Source organism: Pseudoalteromonas sp. SG43-5, assembly GCF_014164345.1.
GTDB lineage: Bacteria > Pseudomonadota > Gammaproteobacteria > Enterobacterales > Alteromonadaceae > Pseudoalteromonas > Pseudoalteromonas distincta.
This window is the reverse complement of record NZ_JACJFA010000001.1, coordinates 74,787-91,746: the sequence shown is the minus strand read 5'-3', so window position 1 is coordinate 91,746 and position 16,960 is coordinate 74,787. Positions and strand designations below refer to the sequence as shown.

Here is a 16,960-nt window from a genome sequence, read left to right as displayed (position 1 = left end):
AAGCGTGTGGTTCAGCATGGCGGGCAGTAAAAATAAGAGAAAACACGATATGAGTAACGTAGTAAGAGTAGGGGTTGCAGTTATCATAAAGCATCAAAACACAATTTTACTAGGTGAGCGCATTGGCGCGCATGGTGCTAATACATGGGCAACACCTGGTGGACATTTAGAGTTTGGTGAAAGTGTTGAACAATGTGCAATACGAGAAGTGTTTGAAGAAACAGGTTTAAAGGTAAGTAAAATTACTAAGCTTGATTTTACCAATGATATTTTTACAGCAGAGAACAAGCACTATATTACGCTGTATGTAAAAGCTGATTTTGAAGGCGGAGAGCCTGAGCTTAAAGAGCCTAATAAACGTTTAAAGTGGCGCTGGTGCGATATTAATAATCTACCAACGCCACTGTTTACATCACTAAAAAATTACTTATCTGAGGCTGTACTAGCCTAGTTATTTTGTTGGCGGTGTCGCTGGGCTTAACGCAAGTTTACTAAAGCTTACTTGAGCGTAATCGCCATTTTGTTTATCTGTAGTCCAATCGCCAGTGCCTAAACAACCTGGGTACCAAATACCTTTAGCGCTCTTAGTGCTACATTGGTTATAAGCGCCGGCTTTAAAGTAATGCCAATCTGCAGCGTAACCATGTGGATGGTCTTTTTCGTCCACTTTGCCATAAGCATCTACGTTATTACCTAAGTTAATAGAGTAGTTAACGTCTTCTTTGCCTTGTGCGCTAAATGTAAGGTGCATAACATTTTTATACACATTGACCGTGTAGCTAAATTCTTCACCTAGTGCAATACCGGCACTGCCAGGCTCATTAGGGTTTTCCCATGTATTACCCCAAACTGGGTAAGTAATGTCTTTACGGTCAGGATTGGTTTTAGGTAAGTTACGTTCGTAGTTCCAAAAAACTGAGCCTGTTTTATGCCCTGGCCATTTTTTGTAATATATTTTAAGTGGCTCATTGCCCCAGCCATAACCAAGCTTGGTATCAATAAGTGCCTGATCTTTACCTGCGTGAATTTGCCCTACAACAACCGAGTAAGCCGCTTTTTTATCAGGATCAGTAGCACGTAGCGCAACGTGATCTACTTTTAACGTTGCTTCCATTTTTCCACCAACAGAGCCAAATCGGTCAGATAGCGGGTGAACAGCTAAAGCAAAGTTGTTTTTAGAGTGTTTAGTTTTAATTTTAGTATTTGATCCACGGATCATTTGTCTAAGTTCACTACGGGTATTAGTAGAGTTAGCACTTGTAAGCGCTTTATTAGGCGAGGTAAATACCATGTAGCCTTTATCATCAAGATAGAAAAAATCAGGGTGTGCGTAAGTCTGAATTTCTTCTACATCTATTTCATCAATTTTACCGTCGTTGTTTAAATCAACTGGTACATTTATTTTCCAGTGTGATAAATCAAACTTTGTTGCAGGTACCGGCGCATCGCTTTGCTGATTAGTGCTTTGGGTACTTGAACAAGCCGTAAAAAGTAGAGGTGTGATAACGGCTAAAGCCGTAAGTTTAAATGTGGATGTATTTTTTATCATTATTGTCTCTGTGTGATGAAGTAAAAATTGCGCGGTACAGGCGTCGCTTAACTTCAATCTAACATACCAATTTAAAAATTAAAACTTACCAATTTGTAGTTTTTTATAATTAATTGTTATTTTAATGACGGTGTTTTGGTTAACCAATAGGGTTGGTTAACGTTATTATGTTATTTAAAATTGTTAAACAGAGGTGTTTTTCATCATATTTGGTAGCGCTTGATGTTTGCTAATATACTTATTTAAATAGGTTTAATTTATAGAAGGAGGAAGAGGGAGTTGCCACTTTTTTAAAATGGCTTGGTATTCGCCACTTACTTTTATAGTTTTTAATGCCTGCGAGATTAAGTTTGCTGTTTTATCGTCAAGCTGATTATTAGCAGCAAAATAGAGTCTTGAAGGAAAATCAGCTAAATGAAGTCGTTTAGTTATTAAGTCTGGGTCGAGCCCTGACATTTTTAGTTCATTATCTAAGGTGAGTGTATTCATAAGGACAAAGTCAGTTCTACCCTTATAAAGCATTTGCCATGCCTGCTGATAATAACTAGCTAGTATTAAATTTTTATCTTCTTCAAACCCCATTCTTATTAAATATTTGGCACTCAAATATCCACGAATAGTGCCTACTTTATAAAATTTTGCATGATTAAAATGAGTTACTTCGTCTTTGTGGCTTTTTAAACTAACTAGGTAGGCATCAGTAAAATATACCGCTCCTAACCATTTAAACTGACTTTGCCTAGCGGGAGTTTTTAATAAAGAGAGCATAATTGTGTTTGGATTAGCTGCTAGTTGATGAAAGGCTCGTGCCATTGGCATTATTTCAAATTTAGCTTGTAGTTTTGCTTCTTTTAAAACAGCCTTAGCAATATCAACGGAAGCTCCGTCAGCTTCACCGCTTTTGTTTTTAAAATGGTAAGGATGTAAATCTTCGGCAATAAAAGTAAGAGAGCTTACTGCCCCTACATTACTGCAAAAAATAAAAACGAAAATGAAAACTACAACACGCAGATACATAAGAGAATCTTTCTAACTACAATACTTTGAGTTTAAAGGGTCTTGTCTGAAATATATACTCAAATGTATAAAATAAGTAAATGAATGGGTATGTAGAGAGTCTATTGCATAATTAAAGAAGTGAAAATTGAACGTGTATTGAGTAAAGTTTTATATACCCACAAGCACTGTAAAAATAATTAAGCGCTTGTGGGTATATGCAATGATTAAAAGTAGTATTGAATTGCAAATTTAGCCGATGTACTACTTGTATACCAATGTTGGTTTTTAAGCTCAGTACGTATAGATAAATTACGTGATAAGGAGTAATTCCACTTTATTGCAAAGTCACTGTGTTTATCTGCTTGGCCATCTATTAACCATGTTATGTTTGCTGTAAGAGCGAGTTTATGACTGTTATTTATTTGCCATATTGCACCAGCTTCACTACCAATGCCTGTTGTTAGGTTGTCTGTTATGTCACCATTATTAAATTCAACTTGGCCAAGTAAATAGCCGTGTAACGTGTTTGGGTTACCGATTGATTTTCCGTATCCACCTTTAGCAAACCAACGACCTTGTTGAATATTATTAGGCTGACGATCAAAGCCCATTTTAAAGTTCCAAGACCAGCTATCAAACACGCGGTTATCGGGTGCAAGTGACATAGCATCTAATAAATAAAAATGCTCAAGGCGTGTGTTACCCCTGTCGCTTATGGCACCTTCAATATCAAAAAAGCTAATTTGAGCACCAGGAATAAATCCAGCTGAGCTATCTAATAAATCATGGTATGCAAGGCGATACGCAAAGCTTGTTAAGTCACTTTGATGGGCGTACTCAGTTCTTCCAAACGTTACTTTAGAAGATCCATGACCTTGCTCTGGAGAAGCAATAGGACGACTTGGCTTAGTAAATGGCGAAGCTACTTTATATTTGCTGCGCATTAGTAGTAGCTTAGTTAGTCGCGGTGCAATTTCTTCACGCTTTAATGCTTTATCGTAAAATTCAAAATTTAACCATTCATACGCCATTTCTAATATTGCGACTAATTGCGACTGTGAGTAATTACGAGTATTGAGGGAGCCACCTTGCATTAACTCTCTTGCATCATCAAGTTGTTCGTTAGTCATTTGAGTAGAGTAATGGTAAAGCTTAGTGCCAAAAGCAGGGCGGTAATTAGGAGTTTGTAGTAAGTTGTTATTTCTTAGTACTGCAACGGTATCAGAGGGAATAGCTTGCATATTAAATGACGATGTTAAATCAAGATCCTCTTGTGCGAGTTGTAATAATGCAAGTAATTGATAAGAGCAGTTTTCATCAATAAAAAAGTAATCAAATGTAGCTGATTGTAGCTCCCATAAGTGCAATAAAATAAGCTCTACTTGTAGCTCAGATAAATTAAGTTTGTATTCCCAAATATCACGAGATTCTAAATCATTATATTCGCGTACTTTTTTATAGTACGGCATAAGCGAAAATTTACCAGGATAGCTGCCAATCAGGCCTTTTAGTGCGTACATAGCTGCATTGTCTGAGCCGTTTGGTTCTGCTGCAAAATTAACTGCGAATGCGAGCAACTCTTTATGGCGGGTCTGATCTTTTGCATCAATACGAAGTAAGGTGTGACCAAACATTGATGATGGGCTATTCATAAATGCAGTAGGAAAAACTAACGTAACCCCTTTTGGGTTTATTATTTTTTGCCACGCCTGAAGCTCTGGGCAATTAAGCGCGGGCCAGTTATTTTTAATTTTTGTTTTTAGCCATTTATAGCGTGCTGGAAACCGACAGCGAGATTGTGTTGTTTTTGGGTCAGTATTTTTACCACTAAATGCGGCTATAGTGGCTTCAAGTTCGTCCAGTGGACTTGTTTTACCTATAGGAGATAAAAAAAACTCAGCACTATCTACTTCACTTTTCCAACCACCTAATGTGGCCCCACGGTAATGACCTAATTTGAGCCAGTAAGGGTCGGTTGCTAAGGTGTCATTTTTAAAACTTTGAGCGTTTACGTAAGTACTAAACAGCGCAATTGATAAAACAAAGAATATTTTTTTCATAATCACTAAACAATAAAAGCCGCTAGAGAAATACTCCAGCGGCTTTATTTATACGTATAAAACCGGCTAATTTAGCTGATTAAGAAAGAGTATAAGAAGCAAGTTGTGCGTTACTTGCAAGAACAGTGTTTAGGTTTTCTAAAACTGTTTGCGAAGTTACGTTTTCAGAAGTAAATACTGAAGAAAACTGTGCTTGAGCAAGCGCGTTGAATGCTGCTTTATCTTGATCTGCAACACCCCAAGCTTCAGCTAGAGTAGCTAAAGTTTCGCCTTCACCTTTTGACATATCACGAGCAAGTTGCTCCATGTTACCGTCAATGAATAAAGCAATTTTTTCTGAAGAAGTTACTGTACCAGTACCATCACAACCTAAAGTACCAAAAGTGATACCAAAAGTTTGGTTACCAGAAGTACCGTTTGTTGTAGCGCCTAAAATTTTAACGCCTTTACCTTGCTGACCTGCAAATAACATAGAACCAAGACCACAACCAATATCTTGGTCAGCCATTGCGTTTGAGAAAGGAAGTAAAGATAGAGCTGCTACTGCGATTAGTTTTTTCATTTTCATAAATCCATATATGATTGTCTTTATTTAGGGTAAATAAAGTTCGCGAAAGATTCTAACAGACTTGCAAAGAAAAAGAACAGCTTAAAACATGAATATTTTACACTCTAATTTTTCTACTATTTTAAAGCGAATGCAGGGAGAAACTAGACCAGTTCAATAATTTTTTATTGAACTGGTGGTGGTTTTTTACTTCTTGGGGCACCTAACAAAATACAGGTATGGCAAATACATACAGATAAAAATGCACTAATACCTAGTGCACCACCGTAGCCGTCAAGTTTTGGTACAAGAAATTCAAATAATATTGAAAATAAAACAGATGAGCTTGCTACGGTATAAATACCAAAACGATGCGGGGCGCTCATGCCAATAAATGTACCGCCAAAAAATATAATCGCGTATAAATCGGGGTTTAAATTCAATGCGCTAAAAATTAAGTAAGCAATAATAGAAAGTGAAGAGGATGCTCTTATACCATCAAAGCGACTATGTTTAGCTAGGTAAAACGTTAAAAAAGCACCAAGCAGTACAAGTAATGGGTATTCAATACTCATAGTACGATTCCTTTAGCTAATACAAAAAGTGCCACGCTTGCAAAAGCGACACTACCAAGTTTGCCACCAAAGCCTGTAAACATATTCATAGTAAGCACATACAAACTTGAGCCAATAAGCGAAATAATAGCAATTTCCCAGTAACTGGTAATTAAATGGGTTGAACACATACCGGCAAAACTACCAGCATAAATTGCAGCATAAGGATGGTTTTTATAACGCGCAGGAAAAGGAATAAAAGAGCCAATAAGCCCCGTTAGCGCGGCAGAAATTACTAAAGGCAGTGCAAAAGTAGTGTGCATAGCAAAGCAAGCTACAAAGCCTAAAAAGAAAGTAATGAATTTTAAAAGTAAGAATTTAATCATAGCGGCGCATTTTAAACTAATCCTTTTGCGCTTTCTAATACTCTCTAACAAATAAATGTTATAAGTAATTACACATTTAAAAAGCGTGTTTTTTAAACGACTTTTAGGGATTAAATATGCTTAATAGCGTTGCTGTTAATGTTCTATAAATCACAAATTATGTATAATGGCGATAATTTAATGTATTAAAGTGTTAACCAAGGGTTATTTATGTCTAACTGTTTGCATCTGGCTATTCCGGCTGGCGATTTAAAAGTGGCTAAAGCGTTTTATTGTGACGTACTAGGCTGTAAAACGGGTAATAGTGAAGAAGGTCGCTGGATAGATATAGATTTTTGGGGCAATGAACTTACCTTACACCAAAGCGTTGAGCGCTTACCAACAGTTCGCCATGATGTTGATATGGGAGCTGTAGCAGTACCTCACTTTGGGATTCACCTATCTGAAGATGAATTTAACGGGTTAAAAACACGTATTGAAGATGCGGGTATTGAATACCTAGATAAACCATACCGCCGTTTTATTGGTGATGAGTTTGAGCAAGAAACGTTTTTTATTGAAGATCCAAATGGCAATGTGCTTGAAATGAAAACCATGGTAAACCCAGAGGTTTTATTTAAAAAAGTATAAATGCTGTTGTTTAAGTTAAGCTAAAAAACCACTTCAATAAGTGGTTTTTTTATAACTATTAATCAGTGTTTTGATAAATTAGTTAATATTTACAGGTAAAAAAATTACGCTACATACATGATTTTTATTCACTCTACAATATAAGTATAGACACCTAGACTTAATGTCAGCTCTCATATTTTATTGTTATTTATGCTGCTTAAACTCATAATTGCACCTTTGCTTATTTTACTAATAACATTCGCCCAAAAACGCTTTGGTAGTTTTGTTAGCGGCATAATTCCTGGTTTGCCTATTACCTCTGGCCTATTTCTTATTTTATAGCATTAGAACAAGGTAAATTATTTGCAGCTAACTCAGCGGTGGCCTCTCTTTATGGTATGAGCGGTATAGGCTTATTTTGTTTTAGTTACTTGGTTGTTTCACAAAGATTTGGAATGCTTAAATCGCTTTTTACAGCGTTGAGTACTTGGTGTGTATTTAGCGTTATTACTTTATTTTTACCAGTGAATATTATTGTGGCGAGGGTGATTTCGCTTTGTATTTTACTCGGTTTAGCTATTATCTCTACAAGGCTAAATATATCAGTTGATGCAAAACCATTAAATGCCCGCTGGGAGCTTTTGGTAAAATGATATTAGTGACGGGCTTTATCGTACTTGTTACGTTTATATCACAGCATATAGGGTCTGCGTGGAGCGGTAATCTCTACCTTTCCGGTTATTTTAGCGGTAATGGGTAGTGTTGCCCACTTTATTGGCAAACAAGCCTCAACGTTATTTACTATTATTTTTAGCCACTATATAAACCGTAAGCAGTTTGCTAAGCCAGCTACGGTTTTAAATACTTAAAGCTAGCTATCAACTAAAGTGAGCGGCTTTACTTTACGCTGTAGTTTTTCATGATACATAGCGGTGTCGCCGGCTTTTAAAATTTCGTCAATATTTTTAGGAGGCTCACTAAATACGCTGCTACCAATGCTTGCCTTTATAGCAATAGGCTGGTCGTTATGCGTGATGGCGAGTTTATCTAACTCTATTTTTAGATGGTGTGTTTTTGGGCTTACTTGCGCTTTGCTGTAAAAGTGGGCAAGTACTACAAATTCATCGCCGCCTAAGCGGCCGACTGCATCGCTGGTGCGTACAATACTTTTTAAACTGGCGGCTACTTTACATAAAGCTTCATCGCCTACGGCATGCCCATAATTGTCGTTTATCTGTTTAAAGTCATCTAAATCTATATACATTAAACATAAAACTCCGCCTTTTTTTGCATGCAGCTCAATCAGCTCTGATGATTTTTTACCCCAGCCACGGCGGTTTAAAATGCCACAAAGGTGATCGTAATCGGCTTCAGTTTCGGCGCGTTTTTGTGCGATTCGCATACGGCTAATACGCCTAGAAACAGCTACTGCTAGTAAAAATGACTCCACAGCGAAAGCCAAAATAAATCCGTAACGTTGCATAAATGGGCTTTGATTAATAAGTAATACTCTAAATATCATGCTTACGAGCACCAAGCTCAATGCTACAAAAACAAGCGTTGCTTCGCGTATTCCTTTGCGAGCCTGTTGTGCCGCTAAAACAAAAATAACAGTCACAATAATTAATGAGCCGTAAGCCATGATGTTGCCAGCTATTTGCCAAATCAAAGTGTTACTGAACAATATTTTTATTAAAGAAAAGCACATAACAATACCGGCCATAATTTTTAAAATCTTACTTGTTTTTGGCCATCTATTGTTTAGTTCAAGTAATGCGCACATAAACCATGTAGCACTGAGTACTGTTAAACCTATGCTGAGTAAGTATAAATCAAATAGGAGTGATGAAACGTGGTCAGTTATAAATAAATAGAGTTGGCCTTCTTGAAGCAAAATAAAGCTGCCAATACAAAAAATATAAGCGCTGTATAGCTTAAATATCTTGTCGTGAAGCCTGTAGCCCATTATAAATACGTAAAAAATGAGTGTGATACACAGCCCATAAAAAGCACCCATAATGAGATTATGTTGCTGTGTTTCTTTAAAAAAAACTTGTGTATTTTGCCACTTAAAGCGTGGTGTATAGTTAAGTTTTGACTCAACTGTAATAATGGCTGTAAAGTTTCCTGAGTCCATTAAAAATGCCACTTGTGCCGATTTTAATGGCTGCTTTATTACACCGTTTTGCTGCCATGTAAAATCATCAAGACCTGGGCGCAAAAACGAAAGTACGCCGCCACGCTTTAACAAGCAGTTAAGCTGAAATTGGTTTGTACCGCGTTTTGCCTGAAGTTCAGAAGTTGTATTAGGTTGTAAAGATGATGGAGGGGACTGACTATTTAAGGGGGTAATATCGCAAAAATCGCCTGCATTGCTATTAAATGCTATTAAGTAAATAAAAAAAAGAAATACGTATTTAGCACCTCCGTGTAAAATATTAGGAACTGTATTTTTATGATGTTTTTTGTCAGCCATAAGCACTTCCAAGCCTAACTACATTTTTTTATACTAGCAGAGCCCACCTATTTAGCTATTAGTTAATTAGTTAATTAGTTAAATTAACTGTGTAATTGAGTTAATACTTCGCTAGGTGTTTTATTAAAGTGGCGTTTAAATTCGCGGCTAAATTGCGATGGGCTGGTATAGCCAACCTTTAATGCAGCTTCGTTGGCTTTACTTCCACTAGTGGTTATAAGTTCTTTAGCCTTAGCTAAGCGTACTTTTTTTAAATACTGTAGAGGGGATTCAAACGTTACTTGCCTAAAAGCACGATGAAACGACGATACGCTCATGTTTACATCTTCAGCTAACCCTTCAACCGTAATTTGATTGGCATAACTACTGTGCATAGTTGAGAGCGTACGGGCGATACGTGCATAATGCCCATCATGCATAGCAAGCCCTATTAAAGTATGTCCTTGTGGACCACAAAGTACGCGATATACCAATTCTTTTACTATATCCTCGCCAAAAATGTCAGCCTCAATAGGGTTATTTAAAACAGCTAATAACCGGTGAGTAACGAGCTCCATTGCTGTATCTAGAGTTGCCGACTGCACTGCGCCAATTTGTGCTGACGACGATGACGCTGAAAGAGGCTTATGCTGCATTATTTGATTAACGAGTTTGTGTAGCATTGCAGGGTTTATATCTATGGCAATGCCCATAACGGGTAAGTCGTTATCAGTAAATGCTTCACACTCTAATGGCACCGGTACGCCAAGGACTAAGTAGTCGCCTGCGCCGTATTTTATTTGATGTTCAGGAAAGTGAATTATTTTATGACCTTGCCCAACAATAATAATACCTGAGTTATATATAAGCGGCTGGCGCGGCGAGCTTTTAGTTGCTCGATGAAAATACACGCCTGGAATGATAGTTTCCATGGTGCCTTCAAAGCTGAGTAATTGATTATGCTCGGCGTATTGTTGCAACATATTGGCTATGGTGGGCATAAAAGGCATCTTTAATTGAGTGTATTTTGCGTAAAATAACAATGTTGGTAGTTTTAGGCAAGCTTTTGCGAGTTATTGGGCTTTTTTTATGTTTGTTTTGCTACTAATATGCACTCATTGGAATTTAGCTTAGCTAGTAACTAAGCATTCTATTTAGTATTTAACCGTCACCTAGGAGCAAAATAATGAAATTTAGCTACGTAAATCCAACTCTTATCCAATTCGGTCAGCAACAAATTGCGGCACTATCTGATTTGATCGCAAAAGATCAAAAAGTACTTGTAGTGTACGGCGGCGGTTCAATTAAAAAGAACGGCGTGTACGACCAAGTTGCAGCAGCACTTGAAGGCTTTGACTGGGTTGAGTTTTCGGGCGTTGGCGCTAACCCAACAATTGAAGTGCTAGACCAAGCAGTAAAAATTTGTAAAGAACAAGACATCGACTTTGTATTAGGCGTAGGCGGCGGTTCAGTAATCGACGGCGTTAAATACATTGCCGCATCAGCCGTTTATGATGGCGAAGGTTGGGATATTCCTACTGGTAAGCATACTATTACTAGTGCATTACCAATCGGTGCAATATTAACATTGCCTGCAACGGGTTCTGAATCTAACCAAAACTCAGTTGTGAGCAAAGAAGCAACGAAGCAAAAACTACCGTTTGCATCACCAGAAGTACTTCCTAAATTTGCGATTATGGACCCTGATGTAATGAAAACATTACCGCAGCGCCAACTTGTGAATGGCTTAGTAGATGCATGGGTTCACACCTGTGAGCAGTACCTAACATTCCCTGAAACAGCATTAGTTCAAGAAGGTTACGCTGAAGCACTTTTAAGAACGCTTAAAACTTTAGGTGATAACTTTGAAAACCAAGATGACGCATGGCGTGCAAACCTTATGTGGGCTGCTAACCAAGCACTTAATGGTTTAATTGGTTCTGGTGTATCGCAAGATTGGGCAACACACATGATTGGCCACGAGCTTACAGCCGCTTACGGTGTTGATCATGCACGTTCACTTGCTATTGTTCAGCCTTCTTTATTACGTAACCAATTTGCAGTTAAAAAAGCAAAGCTTGAGCAAATGGGTAAAAACGTATTTGGTCTTGAGCAATCTGAAGATTTAGCAGAGAAAACAATTGCAGCAATTGAGGCGTTTTACCATAGCCTCGACGTAGCGACCCAGCTTACTGAACATGGCGATGATAAAGCCGCTGCTATTGACAATATTATTGGCAAACTTGAAGCTCACGGCATGGTTGCTCTTGGTGAAAACCAAGCTATTACGCTTAAAGAAAGCCGCGAAATTTTAGAGCAAGCGGTTGCTTAATTTTCAAAGCTAAGCGCTTACTTAAATATACTAGGGCGTGTTGATCTTTGGTGGGTGAATTTGCAGCAGTATGTTTGGTTTTTAGGCAAGGCGGAGCCTATGTAGTGTGGTTATTCCCCATGAATAGGCGATAACGCAGCATAAATACCAAACATGCGCTGCCCTTTGGGTTCTTTCTAGGGACGATTAACTCTTTGTTGCTCGGTTTTTACTTAGCCCACTAGGTTACAAACCTCGCGCCGCGATTTAATCGCCCCTAGATTGAACAAATTTCAATCCACAAAGATCAACACGCCCTAAGTAATACGTTAATAAAAAACCGTCAACCTTTGGGTTGGCGGTTTTTTTATGGGTTATTATAAATACTGCGTTGCTAATTAACCAATGAGTTCCGTATTAATGTTTTTTAATGATGATAGTAAACTGTGTTCAACGGTTAGGAAAAACCTAACGATTAAATAAATTAAAACAGGACTAAAACTCATGAAATTACTAAACACATTACTTAGCTCAAAAGCAGGCGTAGCAGCATTAATTTTACGAGTACCAGTTGGCCTTATTTTAGCGGCGCATGGTGCACAAAAGCTATTTGCTTGGTTTGGCGGTTACGGGCTTGAAGGTACAGGCCAATGGATGGCGAGTATTGGTTTAGAGCCTGGCTATTGGTTAGCAATGATGGCAGGTAGCGCTGAGTTTTTTGGTGGCATTGCATTAGCAATTGGTTTGTTAACTCGCCCAGCAGCTGTAGTTACGGCGTTTACTATGCTGATTGCTATTTTTAGCGTACATATTAGTAATGGCTTATTTATGGCAAACAATGGCTATGAATACGCATTAACGTTACTTGTAGTAACTTTAGTTTTAGCAATTCAAGGAGCGGGAAGCTTTTCTCTTGATAACGTATTAGCTAAAAAACTAGCTAATAAATAGTGTGTGTTAATTAAAAATAGCAGCCAATTTGGCCGCTATTTTTGTTTAAATTATTCAGCAGATAAAGTTAAAGAATAACTGTACTGCTTTTGCTCAAGTAAATATTCTTTATGGGTACTTGGGCTCCATGAATCATCGCCACCAACCCCCATATGTTGATGATCAATGTGTACATTTACGCAATCATCAGCAATGAGTTCGTTTGTGTGTTTCGCTTGCGTTAACATACTTTGCGAATACTCACTGGCTGCAAATAAAAACGCACCGGTTACGGTTAAATTATTAATACGCAGTAATTGGCAATCACTACGCAGGCCGTTATCGGTTGGGAAAATATACGGGGTATGTAGCTCATTTAAACTTAAGCTGTAATAACCTAAACGTGCTGCGGCTTTGCGATCTGGGTAGTTTTCAAAAGGCCCTAAACCACGCCAGTTTACTTTTGTATCGCTTTGCTTGTTAAGCGTTGTACTTAGCCCTATACGCGGCATTGGCGGTAGAGTATCGTTTAGTTGCACATCAACATTTAAGCTAATATTGCCGGTATTATTTAGTGTATATAGCCATTGTGTTTTTGCTTGTAGCACGCCGTTAAATTCATAATTAAATACACAAGTAATACGTATATCAACGCTTGATTGCACTGCGTGAATTGAGCTACATGTGCGCTGCCATTGCCCTATACCTGCACGTAACCAACGTGCCTCCCATGCATTAGGATCTAGGTTATCTACTTCGCTTACGCCTATGTCGTTATCAAGCGGGGCGCGATAAAAGTTATCGACCAGTGGGCTACTAATAACCTGAGTATCGTTTTGTAACCACTGCTCTATAAGCCCTGATTGCTTGCTAAAAACAAGTTTAAATTTATCGTTTTCAATACATAGGTGGGAGTCGGTTTCGTTAACACTTATAGCGCTTTGCTCTGTAGTTGATGCAAATGATTCACTGTTTAAATTATTACTATGTATAAGCTTAAACTGCTCGGTGTTTAATACATGCTCGGCACTTGCAAAGCTACAATCGTTAATTAGTGCTACATCTAAATTAAGGTGGTATTGCGCACCTTGCTCAAACGTTGTTTTAGTTTTAATTGTTAACGTGTGTGTACTTTGCGGAGCAATATTAAGTACATGCTCGCCTTGTTCAACACAGATGCCATTTTGCATTAACTGCCAAACCAGTTTTTCGTTATCTGTGTGTCTAAATACATAATCGCTAAATATATCAATGGTGTATTGATTTTTAGTTTGCTCGCGCAGCGTAAATTGTAAATGCTGCTGGCTGTATTTTGCTTCAAACAGGCTAGGGTGCGGCGTGCGGTCAGGGAATAATAAGCCGTTAATACAAAATTGGCGGTCATTTAGTTCATCACCAAAATCGCCGCCGTAAGCCCAATAATGCTCACCATTTTCATCAGTTTTAGATAAACCTTGGTCTACCCAATCCCAAATAAAGCCACCTTGCAGGCGAGGGTATTCTCTAAATGCTTGCCAGTAATCGTCAAAGCTACCTAGGCTGTTACCCATTGCATGGGCGTACTCACATAAAATAAGCGGGCGAGTTTCACCCGGTAGGCTTAGCCACTTTTTAATAGAGTATTTAGGTACTGCGTCATCGGCAAGGTGGGTATCTACACGGGCATACATAGGGCAAATAATATCGGTTGCGGTGGTATTTGCGCCGCCACCTTCGTATTGCACTGGACGCGATGGGTCAAAGCTTTTTGACCAACCGTACATAGCATCGTGGTTGGCACCGTGCCCGCATTCGTTACCCAGTGACCAAATAATAATAGAGGCGTGGTTTTTATCGCGCTCAACCATTTGTGTATAGCGCGACATAAATGCACCAGCCCACTGTGGATCGCTTGCCAAACGCCCCATAGGAAACATGCCGTGGGTTTCTATATTGGCTTCGTCCACTACGTATAAACCTAGCTCGTCACATAACTCGTAAAAGCGTGGATGGTTAGGGTAGTGAGCAGTACGCACGGCGTTAAAGTTATTTTGCTTCATCAGCTTAATATCTTCAATCATATCGGCGGTAGTAACTGTATGGCCGTTTTCTGGGTGATGCTCGTGGCGGTTAACACCGCGAATTAGTAGCGGTTTGCCGTTTAAGCAAAGCTGCCCGTTAAGCATTTCCACTTTTCTAAAACCAATGTTATAGGCTTCAACATCTACAGTGTTGCCTTGCTCATCTAACAGGCTTACAACGCAGCGGTATAAGTATGGGGTTTCGGCGGTCCACTTTTTAGGGCTTTGTATATCAATTGTTTGAAATACAACATCGCTCCAGCCGCCTTTTTCATCAACGCGTTTATTGTTAGTGCTTTGTATGTCTGGCTCGCAGAGTGCTTGCTCATTATCAAAAACCTGTACTGCTACTTGGTAGTTATTTGGCGCATTTATCGCGGTTTTTATATGTAGCGTTGCATCGCGATAGCAAGCGTCTAAATCGGGGGTTATAAACACATCACGTATTTGGTTTTGTGGTTTTGTAAGTAAGTTAACATCGCGAAAAATACCGCTTAGCCACCACATGTCCTGATCTTCTAAATAACTGCCATCGCTCCAGCGAATAACCATAACCGCAATACGGTTGGTGCCTACTACTAACAGTTCGCTTAAATCAAACTCGCTCGGTAAGCGGCTATCCTGCGAGTAGCCCACCCATTGACCGTTACACCAAAGGTGAAACGCCGAGTTTACGCCTTCAAAAATAATATGGTTACGCTGCGCTAATTGATCCGCTGTAATAGTAAACTCAGTGCGGTAGCAACCTGTTGGGTTATCGCTTGGTACAAATGGCGGGTTAACTGCAAATGGGTATTTAACATTACAGTAAATAGGTTTATCAAAGCCGTGTAATTGCCAGTTAGAAGGCACAGGAATACTTTGCCAATTTTTGCTTAGTGTTTCACTTAGCAGTGATTCATCAACCGCTTCGGGTTTATCGAATAATTTAAAATCCCATTGGCCGTTTAAACTTTGTTTTTGTGATTGTGTGTTAGTACGGGCATGGTCAACGCTTTTAAATCCATTGAGTGGGCTGTGCGCTTTTACTTGATTAACTTGTACTGAAATTGGGTTTTCCCAATCACGGCGGTTAATTATGTGTTGTAGTGAGTTCATTAATGTCCTATTGCATGTATGGCAATTATAGTGGCTTAAATATAGCTAAAATAATGCGTTGGGGTTATGCTTAAAGCTCTCTTTTATTTGTCCAAAACTATCATTTTAAATTATGCGCAACACTATTGTAGATGTACTCGATATTGGCCCAGAGTGTACAGAGCGGTTTATTGATTTAACCACGCTTTCGCAAATGCCAAACCTTGAAATAGAGCTGGCAGGTTGCTCTAATTTATTGGGTGACTATTGTGTTGCACGTACTAACCCGCTTGAACACACTCTTTTTTATACTTTGGCTGGTCAGGGCACACTTAAAACAGTTAATAACCAATACTCATTAACTGAAAATAGCTTAGCTATATTGCCTGCAAGGCAAAGTTTTGAGGTTAAAATAGCAAGCGAAAAGTGGGATGTGATTTGGCTAAACCTTGCAAACACTAAACGTTGGCAACATTTAAATTTAGCACAGGCTAAGGTATTAACTAATCAGCAATTAGCGCCATTACATTTAGCTATGGAGCTTTTATATAGCGAAAGTAACGCTACTTTGCGCGAAGGTGTTATGCCTATTTTAAGCCACTATTTAAACACTACGCTTCAAAGCGAGCCGCAAATAGGTGGGCAAAACAGATTAACCAGCTTGTTTTTAGAGGTAGAAGAGCGCTTACAGTTTGATTGGACTATAGAGGTTATGTGCGAGCACGTGCATTACTCAGCACCGCATTTACATAGGTTATGCCAAGCGCAATTTGGTAAAAGCCCTATGCAGCAGCTTATTTATTTACGCATTAAACGAGCTAAAAGCTTACTACTAAATACCCGCTGGCCTGTTGCCCATATTGCTGCTTACGTGGGGTATCCTAATATATTTAATTTTTCTAAACGGTTTAAAAAATCAGTGGGTATATCACCAACTGAATTTAGAAAATAACGTAAGCGGCTCTCTACATTTGAATAAATTTAAGGTATTGTGCGATTTCTTAAATTGCATTTTAGAGTTTTTAGGTAGGTAATGCGCTCAAACTACTTTTTAGTCGTGATACTTTTAGTGCTTGTGCACAGCTTTATTAGCTGTGATGCGGCGGCGTATCATCTGCAAGAAGAAGTTGATCATGCTACGCATGTTCATTCTCAAGCAAATGTAAACGATGAAGATGCGCAATCACCTACTGAAATACATGCCCATCAGCATTGCCACTGTGGTTACTACAGTACGCTAAATCACTCTATAAGCCCTGAGCAAAGCCAAGCTACACTGCCTGCGTGCTATAGCGGTTTAAACTATCCACCAGATGTTCCGCCACCAAATTTTTATAGCTAGTTTTTAATTTTAAACACTTTGTAAATAACTGCCTGCGCCTGTGCGCTATAAGGCTAGTTATGTACATATTTAGGTTGC

General features: G+C 38.7%; 16 protein-coding genes. 7 read left to right on the top strand and 9 right to left on the bottom strand.

What is annotated here, in order from left to right:
- The first annotated feature begins 49 nt into the window (after positions 1 to 49).
- Positions 50 to 451, top strand: coding sequence for an NUDIX hydrolase (locus H5161_RS00375; protein WP_182768488.1), 402 nt, complete (start codon positions 50 to 52; stop codon positions 449 to 451).
- Here the strand turns inward: H5161_RS00375 and H5161_RS00370 are convergent, their stop codons facing one another.
- The 6 genes from H5161_RS00370 to H5161_RS00345 form a co-directional block, all read right to left on the bottom strand.
- Positions 452 to 1,549: a polysaccharide lyase family 7 protein gene (locus H5161_RS00370; RefSeq protein WP_182768487.1), complete on the bottom strand. Its 1,098-nt coding sequence runs from the start codon at positions 1,547 to 1,549 to the stop codon at positions 452 to 454.
- A gap of 252 nt (positions 1,550 to 1,801) precedes the next feature.
- On the bottom strand, positions 1,802 to 2,566 hold the full coding sequence (locus tag H5161_RS00365; RefSeq protein ID WP_182768486.1) for an ABC transporter substrate-binding protein: 765 nt from the start codon (positions 2,564 to 2,566) through the stop codon (positions 1,802 to 1,804).
- 206 nt (positions 2,567 to 2,772) lie between these two features.
- Complete coding sequence (locus H5161_RS00360; protein WP_182768485.1) at positions 2,773 to 4,608, bottom strand: DUF4105 domain-containing protein; 1,836 nt, start codon at positions 4,606 to 4,608, stop codon at positions 2,773 to 2,775.
- Between the two features lie 79 nt (positions 4,609 to 4,687).
- Positions 4,688 to 5,170, bottom strand: a complete 483-nt coding sequence (locus H5161_RS00355) for a DUF3015 domain-containing protein (RefSeq protein ID WP_002962856.1) — start codon at positions 5,168 to 5,170, stop codon at positions 4,688 to 4,690.
- A gap of 170 nt (positions 5,171 to 5,340) precedes the next feature.
- Positions 5,341 to 5,730 carry a hypothetical protein gene (locus H5161_RS00350; protein WP_002962855.1) on the bottom strand — a complete coding sequence of 130 codons (390 nt, stop codon included), beginning with the start codon at positions 5,728 to 5,730 and terminating at the stop codon, positions 5,341 to 5,343.
- Positions 5,727 to 6,032: a hypothetical protein gene (locus tag H5161_RS00345; RefSeq protein WP_002962854.1), complete on the bottom strand. Its 306-nt coding sequence runs from the start codon at positions 6,030 to 6,032 to the stop codon at positions 5,727 to 5,729. Before H5161_RS00345 ends, H5161_RS00350 begins: the two co-directional genes overlap by 4 nt.
- 273 nt (positions 6,033 to 6,305) lie before the next feature.
- On the opposite strand from H5161_RS00345, the gene H5161_RS00340 reads away from it, so the two are divergent.
- Both H5161_RS00340 and H5161_RS20020 read left to right on the top strand, forming a co-directional pair.
- Positions 6,306 to 6,725: a VOC family protein gene (locus tag H5161_RS00340; RefSeq protein WP_182768484.1), complete on the top strand. Its 420-nt coding sequence runs from the start codon at positions 6,306 to 6,308 to the stop codon at positions 6,723 to 6,725.
- 437 nt (positions 6,726 to 7,162) lie between these two features.
- On the top strand, positions 7,163 to 7,360 hold the full coding sequence (locus H5161_RS20020) for a hypothetical protein (protein ID WP_259398659.1): 198 nt from the start codon (positions 7,163 to 7,165) through the stop codon (positions 7,358 to 7,360).
- A 218-nt stretch (positions 7,361 to 7,578) separates the two neighbouring features.
- Here H5161_RS20020 and H5161_RS00330 read toward each other — a convergent pair whose 3' ends face one another.
- Both H5161_RS00330 and H5161_RS00325 read right to left on the bottom strand, forming a co-directional pair.
- The gene (locus H5161_RS00330; RefSeq protein WP_182715586.1) at positions 7,579 to 9,183 is read right to left on the bottom strand and encodes a diguanylate cyclase; all 1,605 of its coding nucleotides are present in this window, start codon (positions 9,181 to 9,183) and stop codon (positions 7,579 to 7,581) included.
- A gap of 83 nt (positions 9,184 to 9,266) precedes the next feature.
- On the bottom strand, positions 9,267 to 10,163 hold the full coding sequence (locus H5161_RS00325; RefSeq protein WP_182696153.1) for an AraC family transcriptional regulator: 897 nt from the start codon (positions 10,161 to 10,163) through the stop codon (positions 9,267 to 9,269).
- 185 nt (positions 10,164 to 10,348) lie between these two features.
- On the opposite strand from H5161_RS00325, the gene H5161_RS00320 reads away from it, so the two are divergent.
- Together H5161_RS00320 and H5161_RS00315 are read left to right on the top strand one after the other, a co-directional pair.
- Positions 10,349 to 11,494, top strand: a complete 1,146-nt coding sequence (locus tag H5161_RS00320) for an iron-containing alcohol dehydrogenase (protein ID WP_002962851.1) — start codon at positions 10,349 to 10,351, stop codon at positions 11,492 to 11,494.
- 483 nt (positions 11,495 to 11,977) lie between these two features.
- Positions 11,978 to 12,424 (top strand): DoxX family protein, encoded by a 447-nt coding sequence (locus H5161_RS00315; RefSeq protein WP_182693101.1) that lies wholly within the window; start codon positions 11,978 to 11,980, stop codon positions 12,422 to 12,424.
- Positions 12,425 to 12,474: 50 nt separating this feature from the next.
- Here H5161_RS00315 and H5161_RS00310 read toward each other — a convergent pair whose 3' ends face one another.
- Positions 12,475 to 15,561: a beta-galactosidase gene (locus H5161_RS00310; protein WP_182768483.1), complete on the bottom strand. Its 3,087-nt coding sequence runs from the start codon at positions 15,559 to 15,561 to the stop codon at positions 12,475 to 12,477.
- A 112-nt stretch (positions 15,562 to 15,673) separates the two neighbouring features.
- Between H5161_RS00310 and H5161_RS00305 the strand changes: the two genes are divergently transcribed.
- A complete protein-coding gene (locus H5161_RS00305; RefSeq protein WP_182768482.1) occupies positions 15,674 to 16,492 on the top strand; it encodes an AraC family transcriptional regulator in 819 nt (272 codons plus the stop codon).
- An 81-nt stretch (positions 16,493 to 16,573) separates the two neighbouring features.
- Positions 16,574 to 16,882, top strand: coding sequence for a hypothetical protein (locus H5161_RS00300; protein WP_182693098.1), 309 nt, complete (start codon positions 16,574 to 16,576; stop codon positions 16,880 to 16,882).
- Positions 16,883 to 16,960: the final 78 nt, after the last annotated feature.

Coding starts and splice junctions, on each gene's coding strand:
- H5161_RS00345 (WP_002962854.1), bottom strand. CDS start 6,032: ATGCACACTACTTTTGCACTGCCTTTAGTAATTTCTGCCGCGCTAACG.
- H5161_RS00330 (WP_182715586.1), bottom strand. CDS start 9,183: ATGGCTGACAAAAAACATCATAAAAATACAGTTCCTAATATTTTACAC.
- H5161_RS00320 (WP_002962851.1), top strand. CDS start 10,349: ATGAAATTTAGCTACGTAAATCCAACTCTTATCCAATTCGGTCAGCAA.
- H5161_RS20020 (WP_259398659.1), top strand. CDS start 7,163: ATGCTTAAATCGCTTTTTACAGCGTTGAGTACTTGGTGTGTATTTAGC.
- H5161_RS00370 (WP_182768487.1), bottom strand. CDS start 1,549: ATGATAAAAAATACATCCACATTTAAACTTACGGCTTTAGCCGTTATC.
- H5161_RS00365 (WP_182768486.1), bottom strand. CDS start 2,566: ATGTATCTGCGTGTTGTAGTTTTCATTTTCGTTTTTATTTTTTGCAGT.
- H5161_RS00360 (WP_182768485.1), bottom strand. CDS start 4,608: ATGAAAAAAATATTCTTTGTTTTATCAATTGCGCTGTTTAGTACTTAC.
- H5161_RS00350 (WP_002962855.1), bottom strand. CDS start 5,730: ATGAGTATTGAATACCCATTACTTGTACTGCTTGGTGCTTTTTTAACG.
- H5161_RS00310 (WP_182768483.1), bottom strand. CDS start 15,561: ATGAACTCACTACAACACATAATTAACCGCCGTGATTGGGAAAACCCA.
- H5161_RS00375 (WP_182768488.1), top strand. CDS start 50: ATGAGTAACGTAGTAAGAGTAGGGGTTGCAGTTATCATAAAGCATCAA.
- H5161_RS00325 (WP_182696153.1), bottom strand. CDS start 10,163: ATGCCCACCATAGCCAATATGTTGCAACAATACGCCGAGCATAATCAA.
- H5161_RS00305 (WP_182768482.1), top strand. CDS start 15,674: ATGCGCAACACTATTGTAGATGTACTCGATATTGGCCCAGAGTGTACA.
- H5161_RS00340 (WP_182768484.1), top strand. CDS start 6,306: ATGTCTAACTGTTTGCATCTGGCTATTCCGGCTGGCGATTTAAAAGTG.
- H5161_RS00315 (WP_182693101.1), top strand. CDS start 11,978: ATGAAATTACTAAACACATTACTTAGCTCAAAAGCAGGCGTAGCAGCA.
- H5161_RS00300 (WP_182693098.1), top strand. CDS start 16,574: ATGCGCTCAAACTACTTTTTAGTCGTGATACTTTTAGTGCTTGTGCAC.
- H5161_RS00355 (WP_002962856.1), bottom strand. CDS start 5,170: ATGAAAAAACTAATCGCAGTAGCAGCTCTATCTTTACTTCCTTTCTCA.